The 15,566-nt window shown below is 57.5% G+C and carries 14 protein-coding genes, 2 tRNA genes and 1 rRNA gene; 8 read left to right on the forward strand and 9 right to left on the reverse strand.

Going from position 1 to position 15,566, the window contains the following annotated elements; genetic code table 11:
• Nucleotides 1-32: 32 nt before the first annotated feature.
• The 4 genes from rrf (at nucleotide 33) to VFO93_RS21160 (ending at nucleotide 2,781) form a co-directional block, all read left to right on the forward strand.
• Nucleotides 33-144, forward strand: a 5S ribosomal RNA gene (gene rrf, locus VFO93_RS21145).
• A gap of 77 nt (nucleotides 145-221) precedes the next feature.
• Nucleotides 222-294: transfer RNA gene (locus VFO93_RS21150), tRNA-Lys, on the forward strand.
• 1,056 nt (nucleotides 295-1,350) lie between these two features.
• Complete coding sequence (locus tag VFO93_RS21155; protein ID WP_325136414.1) at nucleotides 1,351-2,061, forward strand: GAF domain-containing protein; 711 nt, start codon at nucleotides 1,351-1,353, stop codon at nucleotides 2,059-2,061.
• A gap of 465 nt (nucleotides 2,062-2,526) precedes the next feature.
• Nucleotides 2,527-2,781, forward strand: coding sequence for a hypothetical protein (locus VFO93_RS21160; RefSeq protein ID WP_325136366.1), 255 nt, complete (start codon nucleotides 2,527-2,529; stop codon nucleotides 2,779-2,781).
• A gap of 115 nt (nucleotides 2,782-2,896) precedes the next feature.
• Here VFO93_RS21160 and VFO93_RS21165 read toward each other — a convergent pair whose 3' ends face one another.
• Complete coding sequence (locus tag VFO93_RS21165) at nucleotides 2,897-3,268, reverse strand: cupin domain-containing protein (RefSeq protein ID WP_325136368.1); 372 nt, start codon at nucleotides 3,266-3,268, stop codon at nucleotides 2,897-2,899.
• Nucleotides 3,269-3,280: 12 nt separating this feature from the next.
• A complete protein-coding gene (locus tag VFO93_RS21170; protein WP_325136369.1) occupies nucleotides 3,281-3,541 on the reverse strand; it encodes a Kazal-type serine protease inhibitor domain-containing protein in 261 nt (86 codons plus the stop codon).
• Nucleotides 3,542-3,722: 181 nt separating this feature from the next.
• Here VFO93_RS21170 and VFO93_RS21175 point away from each other — a divergent pair, with 181 nt between their 5' ends.
• Together VFO93_RS21175 and VFO93_RS21180 are read left to right on the forward strand one after the other, a co-directional pair.
• The gene (locus VFO93_RS21175) at nucleotides 3,723-4,271 is read left to right on the forward strand and encodes a CsbD family protein (protein ID WP_325136370.1); all 549 of its coding nucleotides are present in this window, start codon (nucleotides 3,723-3,725) and stop codon (nucleotides 4,269-4,271) included.
• A 135-nt stretch (nucleotides 4,272-4,406) separates the two neighbouring features.
• Nucleotides 4,407-4,823 carry a YtxH domain-containing protein gene (locus VFO93_RS21180; protein WP_325136371.1) on the forward strand — a complete coding sequence of 139 codons (417 nt, stop codon included), beginning with the start codon at nucleotides 4,407-4,409 and terminating at the stop codon, nucleotides 4,821-4,823.
• A gap of 379 nt (nucleotides 4,824-5,202) precedes the next feature.
• Here VFO93_RS21180 and lysS read toward each other — a convergent pair whose 3' ends face one another.
• From lysS to VFO93_RS21195, 3 genes are all read right to left on the reverse strand, one after another.
• Nucleotides 5,203-6,729 (reverse strand): lysine--tRNA ligase, encoded by a 1,527-nt coding sequence (lysS, locus tag VFO93_RS21185; protein ID WP_325136372.1) that lies wholly within the window; start codon nucleotides 6,727-6,729, stop codon nucleotides 5,203-5,205.
• A gap of 278 nt (nucleotides 6,730-7,007) precedes the next feature.
• On the reverse strand, nucleotides 7,008-8,108 hold the full coding sequence (locus VFO93_RS21190) for a hypothetical protein (protein WP_325136373.1): 1,101 nt from the start codon (nucleotides 8,106-8,108) through the stop codon (nucleotides 7,008-7,010).
• A 344-nt stretch (nucleotides 8,109-8,452) separates the two neighbouring features.
• Nucleotides 8,453-10,594 (reverse strand): carboxy terminal-processing peptidase, encoded by a 2,142-nt coding sequence (locus VFO93_RS21195; protein ID WP_325136374.1) that lies wholly within the window; start codon nucleotides 10,592-10,594, stop codon nucleotides 8,453-8,455.
• Between the two features lie 209 nt (nucleotides 10,595-10,803).
• Between VFO93_RS21195 and VFO93_RS21200 the strand changes: the two genes are divergently transcribed.
• Nucleotides 10,804-11,796: an ADP-ribosylglycohydrolase family protein gene (locus tag VFO93_RS21200; protein ID WP_325136375.1), complete on the forward strand. Its 993-nt coding sequence runs from the start codon at nucleotides 10,804-10,806 to the stop codon at nucleotides 11,794-11,796.
• Nucleotides 11,797-11,830: 34 nt separating this feature from the next.
• On the forward strand, nucleotides 11,831-12,382 hold the full coding sequence (locus tag VFO93_RS21205; protein WP_325136376.1) for a protein-tyrosine phosphatase family protein: 552 nt from the start codon (nucleotides 11,831-11,833) through the stop codon (nucleotides 12,380-12,382).
• Here the strand turns inward: VFO93_RS21205 and VFO93_RS21210 are convergent.
• The 4 genes from VFO93_RS21210 to VFO93_RS21225 form a co-directional block, all read right to left on the reverse strand.
• Nucleotides 12,379-13,209, reverse strand: a complete 831-nt coding sequence (locus VFO93_RS21210) for a DUF4468 domain-containing protein (protein WP_325136377.1) — start codon at nucleotides 13,207-13,209, stop codon at nucleotides 12,379-12,381. The two genes, VFO93_RS21205 and VFO93_RS21210, sit on opposite strands and share 4 nt — an antisense overlap.
• A 611-nt stretch (nucleotides 13,210-13,820) precedes the next feature.
• Nucleotides 13,821-14,117, reverse strand: a complete 297-nt coding sequence (locus VFO93_RS21215; protein ID WP_325136378.1) for a hypothetical protein — start codon at nucleotides 14,115-14,117, stop codon at nucleotides 13,821-13,823.
• A gap of 275 nt (nucleotides 14,118-14,392) precedes the next feature.
• Nucleotides 14,393-15,169 carry a DUF2490 domain-containing protein gene (locus VFO93_RS21220; RefSeq protein WP_325136379.1) on the reverse strand — a complete coding sequence of 259 codons (777 nt, stop codon included), beginning with the start codon at nucleotides 15,167-15,169 and terminating at the stop codon, nucleotides 14,393-14,395.
• Between the two features lie 176 nt (nucleotides 15,170-15,345).
• Nucleotides 15,346-15,419: transfer RNA gene (locus tag VFO93_RS21225), tRNA-Asp, on the reverse strand.
• Nucleotides 15,420-15,566 lie beyond the last annotated feature (147 nt).

Raw genomic sequence — 15,566 nt, forward strand, 5'->3', positions numbered from 1 at the left:
GCTGGTTGCCTGAACACGCAACCAACGCCAGCAATGGTGGCTTTAGCCCGGGTGTTCACCTCTTCCCATTCCGAACAGAGTCGTTAAGCCCCGGTGCGCCTATGGTACTGCCTTCACCGGTGGGAGAGTCGGTCGCCGCCAGCCTTTTTCAGTAGACCCTATTTGTGTTGCTTTTACCAGCGACCAAATAGGGTTTATTATAAAATTAAATATTTGCCATTGGTTCTGTAGCTCAGCTGGTAGAGCAGTACACTTTTAATGTACGGGTCCTGGGTTCGAATCCCAGCGGAGCCACGAAAGGGCCATACTCTTGAAAGAGTATGGCCCTTTTCTTATTCTGTACGCTCCTGAATCGAGCGTAAATTATGAGTAATGAAAGGAGGAACTTTCATTAGACTACACTGGATTCAGTCCGGTAAGCTGACGCAACAGGCCAATAATAAACGCTTCAACGTTTTCTTTCGTCGCGAGTTGCTCGATACCCACCTGTTTCGCTCGCTGGCCCATCGGTAATTCCTAAGTGAGTGGATGCACAATTACAATACTTAACAGCCCCAATAGGCCTGGAATTTCATGACGTTCATCGACTTTAAGTAAGCTGGTTAATATCTGATAACTAATAACTTGCCGAACGGAAAGGCGTATAAAGGCACTTCTGGCGTTTGGGATGGGTGGATAATACTGAGGCCTCAAGTTAATTTGACTGCGTGCTACGAAGCTGAAGCTACTGAGCGAGCCAGCGGCGAATAAACCGTAAGCTGGTAGTGGTAGAATGAGTGAAGCGAAGTTGGGGGCGGGTGGGCCGTACATCCGCCGCCCGTAAGATGGTGGTAGTAAAATGAGTGAGCCGGCGCGGAGCTCAGTCGAATGGCTAAGGCACGAAAAAATAATTTGCTGGAGATTTCGGTTTATATTAAAATCATTATTATGATTTTAATATTTAGTTTGAATATTAGAATAAAATGAATCATGTGTGTTGAATCAGCTTGGTAGTGTGCAAATTCTTAATTGTAAAGGCACTCACCAAACTGTTAGTCTGGTTTCGCTATGTTATTGTGCAATAAAAAAGTTTTGCGAACAAGATAAATAATTGTGGTAGTGATTATTAAGTTAGAATAATGCTGCTACACGGTTGTAAGCTATCCTGGTAGCACGGTCGAATTTCGACCCTTTTTAACGCGATAAGAGGTATGAAAACCAGCTTTTGGAGGCGTGATGGGGTATGGCTATAGCTGCAAGGGCCCGTCCAGACGGATAAAGCTCAGCTAATCAAAGCAGGTAGTTTATTGTTACACGGCTGTGCTTTAACTTTATACCTTTTCTGGCTATCTATATTATACATTAGCTATGATGTCTACTCCTGCTTCATTGCTACCTCCTAATGAAAATAAGCGCCTGGAAACGCTACGGGCCTATGACATTCTGCACTCGTTAAAAGAGCCGCTTTTTACCAGTGTGGTGGAGGTAATTGCTACCCTATTTAATGTGCCTATTTCACTGATTGCCCTTGTAGATGCTGACGAAGTGGTGTATAAGGCTACCCACGGCCTACCCGACCTGCGCCGCCAGCCTCGCGCCGAGGCTATTTGTTCGATGGCCGTGGGGCGGCAGGAGGCGGTAGTGTTTAGCGACCTGCGCCATACTCGCTCGCTAACGCCGGAGGCTAAAGCCGCTGCACAAGCCAAGGGACTGTTATTTTACGCCGGTGTGCCTCTGTGCATGCCCAGCCGCCACTGTATTGGCACGCTTTGTATTATCGACCACGCGCCACGGGCGTTTAGCGCGCCCGAGCAGGAGGTGCTGGAGCAGTTTGCGCACGTAGTCGAGCGCCTTATCGCCGTGCGCCAATATTGCGGAGCTGGCCAAGCCCGTAGCTCAGACCATTGGAGTGTGGTTTGTGCCGAGCTAGTGCAACAGGTGCAGGCTGTGATGAAGCTGGTGCAGCAGCGCGATAGCACCGGCGTGAGCAGCCAAGTGCCTGCCGACTTGCTGGAGATAGTTGACCAGCACCTCACGGCGCTACGCTGGATGTTGGCCGACTATTGCAGCGGCCCGCTTTAGGCAGGTGCGGGGTACTAGTACATGCCCACCGCGTGCCTGAGAAAAGCCGGCAGTTGCCAAAGGCACTTTATTACTGCGGCCCGTCGTTGTAGATGGGCAGCGCATTACTAAGCGTGTGCTCGGTTAATATATTTTTACTTATTCTGCGGCCTTTTTTGAGGAGGTTAGCCGGTGCTATTTTTTAATCTGAAAACACCAGCGTAGCGCATTTAATAGCAAGATGCGTAGCGCTTTTTGGATTTAATAGCTTCCAGCATTGCCAAAACAGCAAACGGCGCAAGCCTCAGGCCGTATATAACTTGAGTCCAATAACCCGCCCTCTGCATGAAGAGCAGCGGGGTGGTTGCTAAATAGTATTATTTACGCTACATTAGCAGCCGTTATGGTCTTTTGCTATAACGTTTTCCATAAGTTGGAGAGCTGCATAGCTCGTTCTGTCGTCATCCATTCCCACCCACTAGTACTATGTACAAGATTCAACCAACAGGCTGCGCCTGGGTGCTGCTTGGTCAATCGTTGGTGCTTTTGCTTCCCATTCTTAAGCTGCTGCAAGTGCCAGGCATCGCCGACTGGCCTTGGCTAGGCGTGCTGACCCCAGTGTGGGGGCCCGGCATTTTGCTAGCGTTAATTTTGGGGGTCGAACACCTAATTAGCTCCATCAAGAAGGTGCATGTTCGTTACCCTAAGCAGGCTATCGCACAAGAGCTGCATAACGCCTGATAGGTGTCGGCTCTGCTATAACTGAAATGCCCGTGGCTAGGCGGCGTGCTGGTAGCTCGCCGCCTAGCCACGGGCATTTTATATGGGTTTAGACGAAAAGGTGGCCGCAAAAGCCTTAGTGCTCGCGGTGCACGGTGGTCGGGCTGAAAGCCGGCACGCACACCGACCAGTATTCGCACTCCGCATCAAAGGGGTTGGAGTAGCGCACTCGCGCCCCGGCCCGGATGAGCAGCGACTCGCCGGCCTGGAGCTCCACTACGTCGCCGTCGATTTCGAAGCGCTTGCGCCCACGCACCACAATAGTTATTTCGTCAAACTCGGGGCGCTGGTGCGGCTCGCTCCATTGCGGCGGCGCTACCATGTGGGCCACGCTATACTGACCGGTGCCGGTGCTGGCCAGCCCCACGTGCTCTTCGATGAGCTTGCCATCAGTGGTGGGCACCTGAAACGGATACAAATTGCGGAAGTAGTTTTTGGCAGAAGGCATACGCTGAGGAGGTTAGGGGGCAGCCGTAGGGCACGGGCCACTGGTGTAGCTGCGCACGCCCGCATTGCGAGCCACGCAGGGGTTGGAGTAGGTCTGGCCGTTGCAGCCGCACACAGGGTTGTAGTCCATGGTGCAGATGCCGTTGGGGTTGACCTTGGTCGGGTCGATGCAATCGCTGGTGATGGCAGTAGCGGGGGCCGTGCGCTGGCAGCCGCTGCCCAGCCCACTACCTACGCACAAGAGTAGCAGAGTCGCTCGGGATAAATAAGCCATAAGCTAAAAAGAAGGTAACGGGCAAGTAAACGGCGAGGAGTAGGAAATGGCTGCGCAAACCGAAAATTTATCCGGCCCGCCCAACCCGTAAATGCTCGCCCCGTATAGCTGCCTATACAATGGGCCGAGGGGCACCCTCAGCCTCACCTTTCAACACCTCATCACCTTTCTTTTACTTCTCATGGCTTACCGCGAAGAAGATAATAACGCAGGCAAAATCGTTCTCGCCGCCCTCGCTGGCGCTAGCGCTGGCATCTTGGCTGGCATTTTGCTCGCTCCCGATAAAGGCTCGGTTACCCTCGAAAACTGGAAAAGCACCGCCAAAGACTACGGCACCAAGCTAGGCGACCAGTACAAAGAATACAGCGCCGAGCTGGAAATCAAGTTCAAAGGCCTCACCGACAAGCTCGAAGACCTCGGCATCACGTCGGGCGGTAGCCTCAACATTGGCGGTAACTGGGACGAAATCAAAGGCAAGCTGAAGCAGCAATATGCCTCGCTGACCGACGAAGACCTGACCTACGCCGAAGGCAAAGGCGACGAGCTTGTGGGCAAGCTGCAAGAAAAACTGGGCAAAGGCAAAGCAGAGGTTACCAAAATTATCAACGACCTGACCGGCAAAGGCAATGATTTGGCTAGCAAAGCCAAAGATGCCGTGCGCGATGGCGCCGACAAAGCAAAAGATGCCGCCGACAAAGGCGCTGATGCTGCTAAAGACGCCGTGAGCTAAGTTTAGCCACCGACTTACTACTCAAAAGCCTCGTGCCGCCCGGCACGGGGCTTTTTCGCGTCGGGCCCTAACCACCAGTGGCTTTTCGCCGTTAGCCAGCTGCTATCTTCCTTCACTTTTAAACGTATTTCACTCATGCCCAAAGACAACGGAAAAGTCATCTTGTCGCTGCTGGCCGGCGCTACGGCCGGCATCGTAACGGGCCTGCTGCTGGCCCCCGAAACCGGCGAAGACCTGCGCAAAAGCCTGCGCGAAGCGGCCGGCAAGTGGGGCGGTAGCTTCGGCAAGCTAGCCCAGGATGCATTAGGTAAGCTGCAACACGACCAGCCCGGCCACACCAACCCCGACGCAGCCGTGAGCGAAGACCGCAATGCTGCCGATGCGCTTTTCAACTCGATGAGTGCTGAAAACACCGAGCCCGGCGACCTCGCCACCAGCGCTACCGGCAACGGCCGCTCGATAGGGGGCGACGCCCACCCCGCTGAGCACAACAGCCTCGACTATGACGGCGATGGTAGTGACGGTCGCCATCGGGGTCTTGGGACTGTATAGCAAGTAGTTGTCAAAAGGGCGCGAAAATAATTGAATTATTTTCGCGCCCTTTGTAACCCCCAATGCCTCGCACCGTTAAAGACTATACAAACGGCTTAAGATTCAGACCTTAGGACGTTGGTCGTAAAATTGCCGACTATAGGAGCTTCTGCTGGTAAGTGGTTTAACATGCCAGTCGTAAAATCAGATAGTCCATCGCAAGCTTCTGCCAACTAGCTCTGGTTTAGACTTGGTTAGCTGTTTCAAAGAAAAGCCCGGTACTTTTGGTACCGGGCTTTTCGACTTTTAGGACTAATCATAAGTAGTAGCGCGAACTTTATAGGTCGCGTTTGCCAGCGGCCAGCTAGCTAAACGCGACCTATAAAGTTTGCGCTACTACTTATAGTACTTCCGGCCGCATTTGCGGGAAGAAGAGCACGTCCTGAATTGAATTGGAATTGGTCATAATCATGCTCAGGCGGTCGATGCCGATGCCCAGGCCCGCCGTGGGCGGCATACCATACTCCAGGGCGCGCAGGAAGTCATCGTCGAGCACCATGGCTTCGGTGTCGCCGCGCTTGCCGAGCTCCAGCTGGTCCTCGAAGCGCTGGCGCTGGTCGATAGGGTCGTTGAGCTCCGAGAAGGCGTTGCAGATTTCCTTGCCGTTGCAGATGGCCTCAAAGCGCTCGACGAGGCCGGGGCGGTCGCGGTGCTTCTTAGCCAGCGGCGACATCTCGACGGGGTAGTCGGTGATGAAGGTGGGCTGGATGAGCTTGGGCTCAACGTGCTCGCCGAAGATTTCATCGATAATTTTGGCTTTGCCCATGCTGGGGTCGAGGTGCACGTTGAGCTTGGTAGCGGTTTCGCGCAGCGCCGCCTCGTCCATCTCGCCGATGGCCACGCCGGTGTACTTCTCGATGGCCTCAAACATAGTATAGCGCTGCCAGGGCCGCTGAAAATTGATGAGGTTGGCACCCACCTGCACTTCGGTTTTGCCGTGCAAAGCCATGGCCACGCGCTCTACCATTTCCTCCACCAGGTCCATCATCCAGGCGTAGTCTTTGTAGGCCACATAGAGCTCCATCTGGGTGAACTCGGGGTTGTGGAAGCGCGACATGCCCTCGTTGCGGAAATCCTTCGAGAACTCGTACACGCCATCAAACCCTCCCACAATCAGGCGCTTGAGGTACAGCTCGTTGGCAATGCGCAAATACAGCGTCATGTCCAGCGTGTTGTGGTGCGTCTTGAATGGCCGCGCCGCCGCGCCGCCGTACAGCGGCTGCAAGATGGGCGTTTCTACCTCCAGGTAACCTTTGTCATTCAAGTAGTTGCGCATGGCCTGCACCAGCTGCGTGCGCTTGATGAACGTCTCACGCACGTGCGGGTTCACTACCAGGTCCACGTAGCGCTGGCGGTAGCGTAGTTCGGGGTCGGTAAAGGCGTCGTAGGTAACTTCTTCACCGGTAGTTTCATCCTTTACGCGGCGCACCACCGGCAGCGGGCGTAGCGACTTGGCCAGCAGCTTCAGCTCGGTTACGTGTATCGACGTTTCGCCGACCTGCGTCTTAAACACGTGGCCTTTCACGCCGATGAAGTCGCCGAGGTCGAGTAGCTTCTTGAAAACGGTGTTGTACAGCGTCTTGTCTTCGCCGGGACAAATCTCGTCGCGGTTGACGTAAATCTGAATGCGCCCCGACGAGTCCATGAGTTCGGCAAAGGCAGCCTTACCCATGATGCGTACCGACATCAGGCGGCCGGCCAGCGCTACCTCCTGAAAGTTATTCAGCTCGGGGTGGTAATTGTCGAGAATTTCCTGCGCGTAGAAATTTACGTCGAACAGTTCCGACGGATACGGCTCAACGCCAAGCTCTTGCAGTTGCGTCAGCTTCTGGCGGCGCAGCTGCTCTTGTTCGCTTAAATGGACCACAGATTCAAACGGATTTTTAGGATTTAACGGATACGCCCGCCTGCGGCGGGCTGGCTAAGCCAGGCTCATGGCGGAAATGAAGGCACAGCCTGTTAGCATCCTTTTTAACAACCAGTGAGTAAGTACTGCCCACGGCGGAGATGAGATGCGATAGCAGCGCAAAAGTAAGCCCAAAAAAAGGCCGCTCCGAAAGGGAGCGGCCTTTTAACCAACCCAACTAGCCAGCCCGCATAGCGGGCGTATCCGTTAAATCCTAAAAATCCGTTGGAATCTGCGGTCTAGGCGGCCATTTTGAGTTCGCGCTCGGGCTCGGCACCGAGCAGCGTGGGCTGCACCCGCGTGCGCAGGCGCTCCTGCACGAATGTACCCTGCAAGTGGCTGGGCAGCTCGCGCACCAGCTGCTCGTAGCGCTCCAGGCCCAGGGCCTTGGCCACGTAGGTTTCGTGCACGCCGTTGAGGTAGCTCACGATGTTGAGCAGCGAACTGTGGAACAGGCGGAAATCAATGTCAGCCTCCACGTAGCGCTCAATCTCGCGGCTGCTTTGCGAGATGCGCAGGCGTCCCAGCAGGTCGAAGATGGTAGTGTAGCCCAGGCGCCAGGTAATCTGCTGCCAGTGGGCGGCGGTCCACTTGTCGAGCGGGCGGCCGGTTTTCTGGCTGCGGATGGCCGTGTTGGGGTTAGCCTGCACATGCTGGCGCACCGCGATGGCCTTCTGCTTGCGCGTGGTGCGTAGAAACTGGCCAATCTGGGCCTGCGCGTCAATCTCCTGCGAAGCAATGTGCAGGCCGGCTTTGTAGCCCGCCAGCGGCAGGCGGTGGATGTTAAAGTCGCCATACGCCCCAGCGGCGTAAAACGAAACCGGGCGCGGGTAGGCGTTCTTCACTACCAGGCGGCCCACTTCGCGGCTGATAACCTGCGCGTTAGTAGAACGCACGCCGGTAGTGTACAGAAAGGCTTGCAGGCCCGACAAAATGGTGTGGTAGGCCTGCGGAAACGTCCAATGCAGGGCATTACGCAGGAAGGCTTCGTCACCGAGTTCGGCAGTGGCGCGCAAGGCATACTCGGTGCTCCAGCAGGTGTGCAGCAGTTTGGTGAGGGCCGCCGTATCGGCCTCGGTCAGCTCGGCCTGGTGCTGGCGGAAATAGGGTAGGTGCTGTAAGCCCCCCAGCGGGCCATCGCCCTCCTGCAAGTGGTAGTTAATAGCAAAAAAGTAGTTGAGAAACACCTGCGCCGGAATCGAGCGGCGCCAGGTTTCGTCGGCTACGCGCTGCTGCTCCTGCTCTTCGGGCGTGAGCACGGCTTCGGCAGCTGAAATGGTCATCGGAGCCTGATAAGGCTCGGTAGGGATGAGCGGGATAATGCGGGCTTCGGCTTTCATTGTCATACCAGATAAACTAAAGGCCAATAAAATTAGTTGCCATTTGCTAAAAATAATCGCTGATTTTTGCTGATTTAGCAGATGACGCTGATTCAGGCATGGAAATGACTTCCAAAGGTCAAAAAGGCCATTTTAGGAACAGAAAAAGAGCCCGCGCCAGCCATAAGACTAACCAAAGCTACTGTTTCCAATCAACTGAGCCAGTAGGGCGATTTGCTAAAAATATAAGCAATAAAAAAGGCTGCCACCAGGCAGCCCTTCTCATAACAACTATACTCTTTCCTTAGCCAGCCCGCGCAGCGGGCGTATCCGTTAAATCCAACAAATCCGTTTGAATCTGCGGTCTACATCTGGTCTTTCAGCACGTTCACGGCTTCGCCGAGCGTGATGTCCTTGTTCAAGCCGCGCGTGAAGCGCATCGAGCGGTTTACCTTCACGGTATCGCCGGTCAGTGTTTTTGTGTCGGCGGCCAGCGGCTTGATAACGAGCGGCGTAGCCGTTTTCTGAATAGCCTCGTACTTGTCCGACTCCGCTTTCAGTAACTGCTGCTGCGCGCGGTAGTTGCTGAGTTTTAGCGAAACTACGGTTTCGTCTTTGCGCTTACGCAGGCTCTGCACTAGCTCGTTCATCTGCTTGAAGCTGGGGCTGGCGGCCACGCGTGTTTTGCTGGCGGCTTCGAGCTTGGTATAGTTGGGCTGCTGGTCCCAGGCGCGGAAGGCGGCGGGCTTTATTTCGTCCCACTTCAGCGGGTAGTCCATCTCCTTTTCGCCCTGGTCGAGGTAGGAGTACACGTCGGGCAGCACGATGTCGGAAGCCACGCCCTTAAACTGCGTCGAAGCACCGGTGATGCGGTAAAACTTCTGCATCGTGAACTTGAGCGAGCCGAAGGGCTTGAGCGAATTGAGCTCGGCGGGCAGCGTCTCGTCGAGGTCTACCACGCGCTGCACGGTGCCTTTGCCGTAGGTGCTGGTCGAGCCCATGATGATGCCGCGCTTGTAGTCCTGCACGGCAGCGGCCAGAATCTCGGAGGCCGAGGCGCTGTACTTGTTCACTAGCACCACGAGCGGGCCGGTGTACTGCACGCGCGGGTCTTTGTCGTTCAATACGTTGGTGACGCCGCGGCTGTCGTGCACCTGCACCATCGGGCCGCTGGGCATAAAGAGACCAGCCATCTCCACGGCATCGGTAAGCGAGCCGCCGCCGTTGGTGCGTAGGTCAAATACGATGCCCTGCACGCCCTCAGCGTTGAGCTTGGCGAGCTCCTTCTTCACGTCGTCGGCCGACGAGCGGCCGCCGTTGTTGTTGAAGTCGGCGTAGAAGCCGGGCAGGCGCAGGTAGCCTACTTTTTTGCCGCTCGGGTCGTTGATAACGGCCGACTGCGCGTAGGTTTCCTCGTTAATCACCACATCGCGGATGATAGGAATGACCTTAGTCGAGCCGTCAGGTTTTTTCACCGTCAGGCGTACCTCGGTGCCCTTTTTGCCCCGGATGAGCGTCACGGCTTTCGGCGTGTGCCAGCCCTCAATGCTCACGGGTTCGGCCGCGCCCTGCGCCACGCGCAGAATGGCGTCGCCCTTCTTGAGCTGGCCCTGGCGGAAGGAAGCCGAGCCGGGCACGATTTCCTCAATGTAAATCAAGCCATCCTTTTCGCGCAGCGTGGCGCCGATGCCTTCGAGCCGGCCCGTGAGCTGATAGTCAAACTCTTCCTTGTCCTTCGGTGCGAAGTACTCGGTGTGCGGGTCGTAGGTATTGGCGATGGTGTTGGCGTAGTTGGCCAGCGTATCGCTGGCGTTGGGCAGGTCGGCAAACTGCTCGTCGTAATACTTGAGCACACGCTTGCGGGCCTCTACCTCCATTTGGGCAGGGGTGCGGTCGGGCTCGGCGGTTACGGGCTCTTTAGCCTGGCTGGCAGTTTTGGCGCGGTCGTGGCGCTTGTCCTGCTCGTCCATCATCTCGGCCACGCGGGTCATGGTCTCGTACTTGAGCAGCTTGCGCCACTGCTCGCGCTGGTCGGCGGCGTTGGCGGGGAAGGTCGCCTTCTCGAAATCGGTCTGGAGCGTTTCGTCGGCGTCAAAGGTGAACGGCTGGGCCAGAATCTCGTGCGTGAGCGCCTGCACCTGTTTGGTACGCTCAGCCATGAGCTTGGTGCTCAAGTCCAGAAAGCCGTGGGTGCCGGCCTTTGTTTCGTCGTCAATCTTGGTTTCGTACTGGCGCAGCTGCGCCACGTCGGACTGCGTCAGAAACTTCTTGCGGTAGTCTATCCGCTTGAGATACAAATCAAATACCCGCTTGCTAAAGGCATCGTCGATGCGCTCGGGCTGGTAGTGGGCCGAGGAAAGGCCCTGCACCAGCGTGCCCACGAGTATCTGCTCTTTGCCGGGCAGCGCGGTAGGGTCGTTGTGCCGGTAGAAGCGGTACGAGGCCAGCCCAAACACGGCCCCGACTGCCCCCGCGTACATACCTATTTTAAAACGGGAGGAAAGCATCTAGAGAGAAACTAAAATAATGAAGAAGCCAAATGTAGGGGGCAGGCTCGAACCCGGCACTATTTACGGCAAAAACGCTGCCAGAGGCCGAAATAGTGCCGACGAAACGCTCAAATAACCCGCCCGGCTTTTGGGGGTTGCACGTGGGCGGCGGGCCAGGTTGCGGGCGTTTACTTTGCGGCGGTTATTTCGCTAAAGTTACCGCTGTGATGTCTGATTGCAATGCTCCCGCTTCGCCGCTCGCCGCTGCGGCCCGCGCCGCCTTGCTGGGCCTGGCCGTGGGCGACGCCCTGGGCGTGCCCGTCGAGTTTATCGGCCGCGAGGCCCGCCGCCGCGACCCCGTGGTGGACATGCGCGCCTATGGCACGCACCACCAGCCCGCCGGCACGTGGTCGGACGACTCGTCGCTCACGTTTTGCCTGGCCGAAACGCTGGCCCGGCCCGGCGGCCGCATCGGCACGCCCGACCTCGCCGACTTTGGCCGCCGAGCCATTAATTGGTTGGACATGAGCTACTGGACGGCCCACGGCGAGGTTTTCGACGTGGGCAATGCTACCCGCTATGCTATTCAGAACCTGCGGGCCGGCGTAGCGCCGACCAAGGCCGGCCCGCGCTCGGAAACCGATAACGGCAACGGCGCGCTGATGCGGATTCTACCACTTGTTTTCCACGAAACCTGGCGGGCTGAAAGCCTGGATTTAAACGCCGCCTGGGCACTGACGGAAGCCGTGGCCAGCGTGACGCACGGGCATCCGCGCTCGTCGCTGGGCTGCTTTTTGTACCTGCTGGTGGCGCGGGGGCTGTTGGCCGGGCTGTCGCCCATAGCGGCTTACAGCCAGATGCAAGAGTTGGCCACTCCTTGGCTGCAAAACGGCACTATCCCAGCCGTAGCGGAAGACAAGCACTACCAATGGTGGGTGCTTTCGGGGAAGCTGCCCGCGCAGCCAGAAGGCCATATAAAGTCCTCGGGCTACGTGGTGCATACCCTCGAAGCGGCGCTGTGGTGCCTGCTCACGCACGACACCTACGCCGCTACCGTGCTGGCTGCCGTAAACCTCGGCGACGATACCGACACCACCGGCGCGGTGGCCGGTGGCCTGGCCGGGCTGGCGTATGGCGAGGCCGCCATTCCGGCCGGGTGGCTGGCCGTGCTGGCCCGCCGCGCCGACATCGAAGACCTGGCCGCCCGTCTCGCGCGGTAAGCTTTAGCTTGTCGCTTATCAAAATCCCAAAAAGATGCCTGCCACCCAGCCCCGTCCGCTCCCTAATTCCTACTGGGCCACGCCGCACCTGCTGGCCTGCGAGTACCCCGGCGCGCCCACGCCCGCCGAGGCCATTCCCAAAATCGATGCCCTGCTGGCCGCCGGCATCCGCGATTTCTACGACCTCACCGAGGCCGGTGAGCTGGTACCCTACGAGGCGCTGCTGCGCGAGCGGGTCGCGCACGTCGGCCTCGACCCCACGGCCATTCACTACCAGCGCTTTGCGGTGCGCGACCTCGACCTGCCCACGCCCGAGCGCCTGGCCGAGGTGCTGGCGGCCATAGCCGCCAGCGAAGCCGCCGGACGCCCGGCGGCCGTGCATTGCTGGGGCGGCATTGGGCGCACGGGTACCGTAGTGGGCTGCCATTTGGTGCAGCAACATGGCCTGAGCGGGGCCGAAGCGCTGGCCTACATTGCCCGCGAGTGGCAAACGGTGGCCAAGCGCGCCCGCGCCCCGCGCTCGCCCGAAACGGGGGCACAACTTGCCTTCGTGCGCAACTACCAGCCGATGCAGCCGCCGCGCTAGAAGTCGCTGGCTGCCTTGCGGGGCTGGCGCACGGGCTCGGCGGGCACTACGAACGGCACGGGTTGCAGGGTCATGGCGGCCTGCAGGTCGGCTACCAGGCGGCGCGCGTCGCGGGTGGCGTCTACCTTGAGCTCGTCCCAGGGCTTGCGGCTGCCCAGGCCTGCGTAGCCAAACAGGCTGGCGTGGTCTTTTTCCAGTGCTCCTCCCGAGCGCAGGCTGGGTACGCCAGTGGCATCGTGCGTCAGGTTGGTGAGCACGTATTTGTAGCGGCCGTCTTTCACATAAATAGCCAAGGTGTGGTGCACTACGCCGGCGTAGCTGCCGCGCGGCACCCCGCCGTAGGTAGTGCGCAGCTGCACGATGCGCCGGCCCTGCACGTCGAGCTCGCCGGCGGCCGGCTGCGGCTTCACTTGGTCGGTGGCATTGTAGGTGCGCGCGGCCCAGGCGGCGGCGCGGGCGTACAGGTCGGCCTGGCTGACGCCTGCCACCGGCACCACGCCCTGGTAAGTAATGAGCTGCGTATCAGCATCAATGGGCAGCGGTGCGGCATCGCCCGCGTCGTAGTCGCTGAGCTTGCTGACCGGCGTAACGTACATAAAGCCCTCGCGCTTGACGACCACCCAGCGGGGCGAAAACCGGCCCACCACCACTACTTCCGACTGGCTCGGCAGCAGTAGGCTCGGCTGCCGCAAGGTGTCGAGGCCGCTGTAAAGCGGGGCCTTGGTCAGCCCCACGTGGTAGGTGATGGGCGGCAGCGTGGCAACCAGGCGCTGGGCCGGTGCCAGCAGCGGTAGCCCGAGCGCGCAGCAAAAAAGGGCAGCTTTCATGTAATTATTTTGGCAGAGGGTAGTCTTCGCGCTGGCCGTTACGCCATCTTATTTGAGGCGGCCCAGCAAAGCCATCGCAAATTACTACGCCGGCTGGCCCCGCCTGCACTGCTGCGGGTGCATAGGCACTACGGGCTTGCCTTGCTGGTGCCACCTCGGCGAGCTGGCCGAGGAACAAACGAATTATCTGCTGCTTTAAAAAGGAAAGCGGCTAAGCGAATTACCTGCTGAAACCAGGAAATCCGCAATTGCTCATAACTTTAAGAAGGACTATATAGCTAATGCGCCGCCAAGGCAGGATAGACATGAAAGAGAAGCTAATTACCTTGTCTTATCTCAATAGGTAGTTGTGATTAGAGCCGTGGTATCGTCGCCGGGGTAGCTAAAGCTGGCTTACTACTAAAGCAGCCCCGAAGAAATGATGCTGGTAATCGCTGCCATGTTACGCAGGGCATAGCGCACAAGGCAGCTCGCCGGCCCAGGCAAGCAGGTTGTAATGAATTAATTACCTTGGGTTAAAAGGAAGAAGAAAATCACTGATTTTATAAGTTAAGGCCAACTAAAAAGCCCGTTCGGTTAGGAATGGGCTTTCTAGAATTATTCGGTCTTACTTATTTGCTGCGGCCCGGCTTGTTCTTGGGCGTACCATCTTTTTTGCGGCCGTAAGGGGCTTCGGGGTCAACTTCAGCATTAGCTTCTGAAGCGGCGCGTGGCGTGCGGGCTTTGCGCTCTTTCGTGGTCGGCGTGTAGTCGTCGCTCATCATGGCTTCGGCATCTTCCAGTGCAGTTTGCAGATTGCCCAGCGCGGAAGACACTTTCTTCAACGCGCGTTTTACATCAGCTTTGAAAGCATCGGCTTTCTGCGCGCTGTCAATTACCTGCTGAAAATGGGTGAGGTCAATAGCCATTGGTGAAATTGGGAAAACAAAGGTGTAGGTGAATGATAAGACAAATTAACAAGCTACTTGTCTTGAAAGCAAATTACGTATTAAACTACCCGAAGGATACGGATGCCGCATCGTGGCGAATTACTAAAGTAAAGAGCCCGGTGCGGAATGAGCGCTAAGGAGTAAAGCAGCTTTTCAGGTAAATCGGATTACCGAAAAGCATCACTGAAAGCCGCTGGGCTAATTACTAAATAGTGTAGCGCTGACAGCGGCTGATGCGCGTAAGCAATAGCCTGCTACTGCTTTTTAGTGAAATCAAGGTTATAGGATAAATTCAGCGTGAGGCCGTGGTTTAGCTCGACTACCGCCTGGCCGCTGGCGGGGTCGGGGTCGGCATGCGAGCGTATCTGGTAGAGGTAGTTGAGCTCGGCTTTGGCGTCGCTGGTTAGCTGAAAGCCCAGGCCGCCCGACAGCCGGTTCTGGTTGAAGACGTTCAGGCCTACGTTTTGCCCAAAGCTGATAAACAGCTCATCGAAACCGGCCAGGTAAAACTCGCCGTCGTCGAGGGTGGGGCCTTGCAGCGGGTAGGTCGCGGCCAGCTGGTAGCGAATGCGGTTCTGGTACTCCCACTGCTGCACCGGGCCCTGGCCATCGGCGGCGCGGGTGCCCAGCCAGCGCTGCTCGAGACGCAGGCGCTGCTGCAAGCCCAGGCGGCCCAGGCGGTCACGCAGCGTCAGGTCTTCGTAGAGGCGGTTTTCGGGCTCGGCGCGGCCGGGCACTTCAGCGTAGGTGCCGTAGCGATGGGTTTGCATATAGGTGTAGCCACCCGATACCCGCACCCGCTCGCTGAGCGTGTGCACCAGCCCGAGGCGCGCCATCTGCTGCTGCGGGGTGCGCAGCCAGTCTACCCGCCGCAGCTGGTACTCGGTGTGCACGGCCCATTTTGGAGCTACCCGGTGGTCGCCCACGTACACGAGCCAGCCCAGCGAGTGGGAGTCGCGCAGGCGGGGCAGCTGCCCGAAGCTGGAAGTACTTAGGAGGAAGAAGGCGCTGGTAATTAAAAATCTGGCCATGAAGAATGCCGCAAGAGAAAGCTGGCACGCTTGCAAAGGGCCAACTGGCCTTCATACGCTGAAAAAGCCGCCAAGGCGAAAGCCGGCTCTCAAATGACTCACCGACAGGCAGTATGCCGCCGAGAGGGGTATAAAAAAAGGCTCTGCAATTGCTTGCAGAGCCTTTTTAAACGGTGCGGTCTGGACGGGACTCGAACCCGCGACCTCCGCCGTGACAGGGCGGCATTCTAACCAACTGAACTACCAAACCGTTTGCCGAGGCGAAAGACCGTTGCCGTTTTCCGCTTTGGTGCTGCAAAGGTAGGGAAAAGTTTCTTGATTTCCCAAGCAGTTGGTAAAAATTTGGTAAAGTTTCAGAAAGAATAAATTAGCCGGTGGGGCAAGGCGGCGGCGATTT

This window comes from Hymenobacter sp. (assembly GCF_035709525.1).
GTDB lineage: Bacteria > Bacteroidota > Bacteroidia > Cytophagales > Hymenobacteraceae > Hymenobacter.

Bases quoted from the DNA above. Each gene is read 5' to 3' on its own strand.
- VFO93_RS21160 (WP_325136366.1), top strand. From the start codon at position 2,527: ATGTACAAGATTCAACCAACAGGCTGCGCCTGGGTGCTGCTTGGTCAA.
- VFO93_RS21165 (WP_325136368.1), bottom strand. From the start codon at position 3,268: ATGCCTTCTGCCAAAAACTACTTCCGCAATTTGTATCCGTTTCAGGTG.
- VFO93_RS21205 (WP_325136376.1), top strand. From the start codon at position 11,831: ATGCCTGCCACCCAGCCCCGTCCGCTCCCTAATTCCTACTGGGCCACG.
- VFO93_RS21220 (WP_325136379.1), bottom strand. From the start codon at position 15,169: ATGGCCAGATTTTTAATTACCAGCGCCTTCTTCCTCCTAAGTACTTCC.
- VFO93_RS21215 (WP_325136378.1), bottom strand. From the start codon at position 14,117: ATGGCTATTGACCTCACCCATTTTCAGCAGGTAATTGACAGCGCGCAG.
- VFO93_RS21210 (WP_325136377.1), bottom strand. From the start codon at position 13,209: ATGAAAGCTGCCCTTTTTTGCTGCGCGCTCGGGCTACCGCTGCTGGCA.
- VFO93_RS21155 (WP_325136414.1), top strand. From the start codon at position 1,351: ATGTCTACTCCTGCTTCATTGCTACCTCCTAATGAAAATAAGCGCCTG.
- VFO93_RS21200 (WP_325136375.1), top strand. From the start codon at position 10,804: ATGTCTGATTGCAATGCTCCCGCTTCGCCGCTCGCCGCTGCGGCCCGC.
- VFO93_RS21175 (WP_325136370.1), top strand. From the start codon at position 3,723: ATGGCTTACCGCGAAGAAGATAATAACGCAGGCAAAATCGTTCTCGCC.
- VFO93_RS21170 (WP_325136369.1), bottom strand. From the start codon at position 3,541: ATGGCTTATTTATCCCGAGCGACTCTGCTACTCTTGTGCGTAGGTAGT.
- VFO93_RS21190 (WP_325136373.1), bottom strand. From the start codon at position 8,108: ATGAAAGCCGAAGCCCGCATTATCCCGCTCATCCCTACCGAGCCTTAT.
- VFO93_RS21180 (WP_325136371.1), top strand. From the start codon at position 4,407: ATGCCCAAAGACAACGGAAAAGTCATCTTGTCGCTGCTGGCCGGCGCT.
- VFO93_RS21195 (WP_325136374.1), bottom strand. From the start codon at position 10,594: ATGCTTTCCTCCCGTTTTAAAATAGGTATGTACGCGGGGGCAGTCGGG.